Source organism: Polaribacter sp. (assembly GCF_965660385.1).
Classification (GTDB): Bacteria; Bacteroidota; Bacteroidia; order Flavobacteriales; family Flavobacteriaceae; genus Polaribacter.
In genome coordinates this window covers 22,626-27,785 of sequence record NZ_CBFHZT010000037.1, presented here as the reverse complement: position 1 = coordinate 27,785, position 5,160 = coordinate 22,626, and the positions used below count along the sequence as shown (strand labels likewise).

3 protein-coding genes are annotated in these 5,160 nt (G+C 30.7%); all 3 read left to right on the top strand.

The features are described from left to right. On the top strand, positions 1-765 hold a 765-nt coding region (locus ACTG3V_RS11270; RefSeq protein WP_439132266.1), incomplete at its 5' end, for a YifB family Mg chelatase-like AAA ATPase. Between the two features lie 22 nt (positions 766-787). After that, positions 788-4,285, top strand: coding sequence for a T9SS type B sorting domain-containing protein (locus ACTG3V_RS11265; protein ID WP_439132265.1), 3,498 nt, complete (start codon positions 788-790; stop codon positions 4,283-4,285). A 188-nt stretch (positions 4,286-4,473) separates the two neighbouring features. Then, positions 4,474-5,160: aminotransferase class I/II-fold pyridoxal phosphate-dependent enzyme (locus ACTG3V_RS11260; protein ID WP_439132264.1), on the top strand; the 687-nt coding region annotated here is incomplete at its 3' end.

The window sequence follows — 5,160 nt, the reverse complement described above, 5'->3', positions numbered from 1 at the left end:
AAAACAAAAGACAATGGCTTAATGGTTCAAAGACCATTTCGAAGTCCACATCATACCATATCAAATGTTGCGCTTGTTGGTGGAGGCCAATATCCAAGACCTGGAGAAATTTCATTATCACATAATGGAGTTTTGTTTTTAGATGAATTGCCAGAATTTAAAAGAGAAGTTTTAGAAGTAATGCGTCAACCTTTAGAAGATAGAGATGTCACTATTTCTAGAGCTAAATTTACAGTTACCTATCCTGCTTCCTTTATGTTAGTGGCAAGCATGAACCCATCTCCTTCAGGCTTTTTTAATGACCCAAACTCGCCAATGACCTCATCACCACAAGAAATGCAACGTTATTTGAGTAAAATTTCTGGTCCTTTATTAGATAGAATTGATATTCATATCGAAGTTACTCCTGTTCCTTTCGAAAAATTATCCGAAGAACGAAAAGGAGAATCATCTGTAGCCATTAGAAAGCGAGTTACTGCAGCAAGAGAAATTCAATCTCAGCGTTTTGCAGCACTAGAAAACATACATTATAATGCGCAGATGAATGTGAAGCAAATTCGTGAATTCTGTAAATTATCACCAGAAAGTTTATCGCTTTTAAAAATAGCTATGGAAAAGTTAAACCTATCTGCAAGGGCTTATGATCGAATTTTAAAAGTATCAAGAACTATTTCAGATTTGGCAAATGCAACTAATATTTCTCCAGATCATATTGCTGAAGCAATTCAATATAGAAGTTTAGATAGAGAGGGTTGGTTGGGCTAAAATTAATAAAATTGTATTCTCTATGAAAAAAAAATTAATTGTTGCTTTAATATTATTAATTGTTTTGCTACTCTCTCAAAATAAAACTAACGCACAAACAAAGCTATTTTCAGATATTAAAGTAAGTGATTTTGGTAATACAAATAGTATTGGTAGCGCAAATACTAGCCGAAATATAGCAGTAGATTCTAAAGGAAATATTTACATAGTGTACTTTTCGGGTACAGGCGTAAGATTGGCCAAAAGTATAGACAGAGGAAAAAGTTTTTTACCAAGTATTTTAATTGAAAACACACTTGTAGTTGATCCAGAAATTAATATAAACGAGGATGACAGAATTTACATTGCTTGGATAGAAAATAGCGGTGTTTATTTTAGTTATAGCAATGATGAGGCATTAAACTTTACAAAACCTAGACTAATTGGTAATAATATTTCTGGCGCTTTACACATGTCTTCATATAAAAATAATATTTATATCATAGACCAATTAGGCGAAAAACTATTTTCAAATACAAATAATGGAATTGGAGATTTTAATGAATTATTAACAGGAGTTTCAATGGTTTATTCAGATGTTTTAGTAGATCAAAATGGGGTAGTATATTTACCAATGGATGACCCCAGACTAGTATTATTTGAAAGCATAGATCAAGGAAAAAGTTTAACAAAAACCACAATAGACCCAGAGGGGCAGGTTTTCTACTCGAGCTATGCATTAAGTGATGGCCCATGTGGAACTTTTATTTTTGTTGGTGGTGGTAAAATAGCACCTTCAAATACAATAGGTTATAAAATAGATGTTAAAACAGGTATAGGTACACAAATTACATTAGGCGATAATGTAATTACAGATGAAGCAAGAACTTTATACGCGGATAATAAAGGAACTTTAATTGATGGGTATAGAGCAGATAATGGCGATTTAATGATGAGTATTAGTTCTGATCAAGGAAATAATTTCGAAACTCCTATTTTAATTGCTAATGGTGAAAGCCATAATATAGCTAGAAATAAAAAAACAAATGATATTGTTGTGGTTTATCAGAAAAATGGTGAAATTTTCCTATCTGTTTATAACAATATTTTAAAAAATATAGAAATAACTAGTGATTCAGGCCTATCATTTTGTTCTAACAAAAACTTTAATCTCGACTTTGAATTAGAAGGCATATTTAATTCAAATACGCTTTTTACAGTTTCTCTTAGTGATAGCAAAGGCGATTTTTCTAACCCAACAGAAATAGGCACAATCACTACAAATACAAGTGGCACTATTAACTGCAAAATACCAAATAATATAGAATCGAGTACAGATTATAGACTTCAAATTGAATCTCAAGAAAATTGTATTCAGAGTAATATTATAGGATTAGAAATTACTAACGTTGGTATTACTGGCAATTTTAATATTTGTTTAGGCGAAAGCTCACAATTAAATGGGTATGGGACACCTATAGATAATAATCCCTGGACGTCATCCGACACAACTGTTGCCACAATAGATAAAAACGGACTTATAACATCTTTAAATGCAGGTAAAACAAAAATTAATTATTACATTAAAGAGGGATGCTCAAATGAAATTGAAGTTGAAATCTTTGATTTACCCGAAGTAAATCCCATAGTAAACTTAAATCAGTGTGATGATAATACAGACGGTTTTAGTTCTTTTAATTTAAATGAAGTGGAAGAAGAAATAATATCTAATTCAGAAGATTACACTATTACATTTTATACCTCTAAAAACTTAGCAGAAAATAAATCTGATGCTATTCGTAATACAGAAACCTATACAAATAAAATTGTTAGTGCAGATAAAATTTGGGCAAGAGTAGAAAACACAAATAGTTGTTTTAAAATTAGTGAAATAAATCTAAACGTTTCAACAACTCAAATCCCTTCAAATTACCTAAAATCATATTATGAATGTGATGATGGCACAAATACTACAGACGGAATTGCGACATTTAATTTTAGCAACGTAACAGAAGATATCGTTACTATTTTTCCTGCTAACCAAGAACTAATTATAAACTACTATCAAAACGAAACTGATGCTTTAGCAGAAACTAACCCGATTATAGATATTTCAAACTACAAAAATAGCAGCGCTCCAAATCAACAATTTATATACATTAGAGTTGATAGTAAGTTAGATAATGATTGTTTAGGTCTTGGAGCACATATTTCTTTAAATGTAGAAAAGATACCTGAAGCGCATCCAGTAACAATAAATCCACAATGTGATATTGATGGTGACGGATTATTTTCATTTGACACCTCTAAAATTCAATCCACAATAATAGGTTCACAAAAAAATGTAAGTGTTAGTTATTTTGACGAAAATGGCATAGAATTAAGTAGCCCATTGCCCAATCCGTTCCTAACTTCATCACAAAATATTACTGCAAAAATAATGAGTTTAAATTCATTAGATAAAGATGGAAGTTGTTTTAATGAAACCGAAATTGAATTTATTGTAAATAAAATACCAGTTGCAAATAAAGTTAATCAGCAAGAAGAATGTGATGACGATTTTGACGGAATTGTTGGCTTTGATACAACCTCAATAGAAAATAATATTATAGGCGATCAAACCGGTTTAATCGTTAAATATTTTGATGAAAATGACAATCCGTTACCAAGTCCATTACCAAATCCTTTTATTACAGCCTCTCAAACCATTAAAGTACGTTTAGAAGATCCTATTTATGAAGTTTGTTTCGCAGAAACCACAATAGATTTTATTGTAAGAGAAAAACCAATAGTAGCTTTAAAAACCAAAGACATAATTTGCATAACAAATGCTACTAAACTAGAGATTGAAGTTGAAAACCCTAATTTAGATTACACTTATATTTGGCGTACTGAAGACGGCGAAATTGTTGGTAGTGAGTCTAACATTACCATTTTTAAAGGTGGTATTTACACTGTAGTAGCAACATCTAAGTATGGTTGTAATTCTAATGAGCAAAAAATTAATGTTACAGAATCTGCATTATCAACAATTTCAATAAATGACATAGAAGTTAAAGATGATTCTGACAACAATTTTATAAAAATAAATACAGCTAACTTGGGTTTGGGTGATTATATTTTTCGCCTTTTAGATAAAGATTTAAATGTTTTGTTTGATTATCAAACTAATCCCCTTTTCGAAAATTTAGACGGCGGTGTTTACCTTATTGAAGCAAAAGATTTAAATAATTGCGGCTCCATAACAATAGAAGTTGCTTTGGTAACTTTCCCAAACTTCTTTACGCCAAATGGCGATGGTGTTAATGATTATTGGCAGATAAAAGGGATCGAAACGAGTTTTTACAAAAGTGGAGTGATTACTGTTTTTAACAGATATGGGCGTCAAATTACAAAATTTACTACAGACGATTTAGGTTGGAATGGTACTTATAATGGAAAACCAATAAACGCAACCGATTATTGGTTTCAAGCTATATTAATTAATCAAAATAATACTGTAACTAAAAGAACTGGCAACTTTAGTTTAATAAGAAAATAAAACCTATAATAATTATATTATTTATAGTAATCTTTAATTTTTAAAACATAATTGATATCAAATTGTTAAAATGTTGATATATTATTTAATAATATCTATTTTTTTATGATTTTTATTAAAAAATCTATACTAAAAAAACCAATTTGTTTTATAACTTAGTTGATGTAAATTCAAAATAACACGAACTAATGAAATCATCAAACTTAAGCAGACGCGATTGGCTAAAAAAAGGAACCTTAACTTTAGGCGCTTTGGCTCTTGTTCCTCATGAAATTTGGAGCTCTAATGTGGTAACCGCACAAAAAGAAAATCGTACTTTTTTGTACAATTCTAATAACTATTTTAATGAATTTACACCTCCACTTTTAAAAGAAGAAGTTCCACTAACCATTTTACGAGCTAACGAAAATCCTTATGGACCACCACCAAAATCTGCTGAAGCTTTTCAAAAGGAGGTTTTTTCTGGTAATCGTTATTCATGGAAAACATTAACCAATCTTAAAGCAAAAATTGCTGAAAATGAAGGCATCAACCCAAATCAAATTTTAATGGGCCCAGGTTCATCTGATTTGTTGGAAAAAGTAGCTATGGTGCTCTTTCAAAATGGAGGAAATGTAGTGAGTGCTGACCCTAGTTATATGTCTTTAATTGTGGTAGCAAAATCTGTTGGCGGAAACTGGAAATCATATAAACTTTTAGACGATTCACAGCACGATTTAGATGCTATGGAAGCTGGTATTGATGAAAACACAAAATTAGTATATATCTGTAACCCAAACAACCCAACAGGTTCTATTACAGATGCAAAAAAATTAAGAGAATTTTGTAGCAGAGTTTCAGAAAAAGTACCTGTGTTTGTAGATGAAGCTTATATT

Bases quoted from the DNA above. Each gene is read 5' to 3' on its own strand.
- ACTG3V_RS11265 (WP_439132265.1), top strand. From the start codon at position 788: ATGAAAAAAAAATTAATTGTTGCTTTAATATTATTAATTGTTTTGCTA.